Raw genomic sequence first — 1,020 nt, 5'->3', positions numbered from 1 at the left:
CAGAGCTAGGGATTCGCACAAGTACCGGCTTGTTTTCGTTTCAAATCGCTCACAGGGGCGAGATTTGTCAGAAATAATGCACGCTCACGCATTTGCGCCCATCTGAAATGTGTGAACGGCTGACACAAAACATGTCTTGCGGCGGTGAGCAGGCGCACAATGCTGGCAATATTTATGTGCATTTCTGCACGTAAGTATCAGAATTACCCACCTCATAACATGTCAAGCACAGATTGCACTCACAAGGGTCACATTTTTCGTGATGGATACGAGGGTTCAATTAGGCCGCGGCTTACCCAACTTTAGCCTCATCAACGGCGCCAAACACACGACGCCAAAACATAAACCCCGCGGTACACGCCGCATTACAAAACTGAAATGGAACGAAACTATGTCTATCAAATCAACCACCATCCTCGCCACTGCCGTCGCCTTTGCCGCTTCTTTGCCCTTCGCAGCATCCGCGGAACAAGGTGGCGTCCACAGCACGAAAACCGGCCTGAGCGGCCTTGAAATCGCAGCCGATCGTATTCTTGACGACTACGGCTTTGACGACGTGGATCCGACAACGCTTGAACTCAGTGCACTTGTCGAGATCATCGACGTTGAGAGAAATGATGAAGAACGTGCGGGATCGACGCGCGGCGGAATCCAGGCAGCCCTCAATCGGTAAAGCTCGCAGTGCTAGTGATCAAAATGCCCATCGCCTCTCATTTTGCAGGGCGGTGGGCATACAGCGTTGCATAACGGCGCTCAGATTATCCATTCTCTTAAATTGTTCTCGACCTTGCACAATGCATACGCTTGAGGCGCTCCAATTAGGTGCAGGCGACGCTAGCAGTCTTGGTGGGCCATACGGAGTGTGCCGCGAACCACATTAGAGGGCAACCAAGGTCGGTAATGGACCCATTTATTACAAGAAATGCGACTCCTCTATGGCCAACTATAAAAGCGCGCAAAACTCCCTCTCTGCGCATCTTTGAGAATTGCGCACACCGCTGCATTCTGAAATTTGGCTCA

The 1,020-nt window shown here is 51.3% G+C and carries 1 protein-coding gene; it reads left to right on the top strand.

Translation table 11 applies throughout. The features are described from left to right. The first annotated feature begins 262 nt into the window (after positions 1-262). Positions 263-673 (top strand): hypothetical protein, encoded by a 411-nt coding sequence (locus SLH47_RS26285; protein WP_320244100.1) that lies wholly within the window; start codon positions 263-265, stop codon positions 671-673. The last annotated feature ends 347 nt before the right edge of the window (positions 674-1,020 follow it).

The organism is Cognatiyoonia sp. IB215182 (assembly GCF_033963905.1).
GTDB lineage: Bacteria > Pseudomonadota > Alphaproteobacteria > Rhodobacterales > Rhodobacteraceae > Yoonia.
This window is presented reverse-complemented; position numbering and strand designations above follow the sequence as displayed.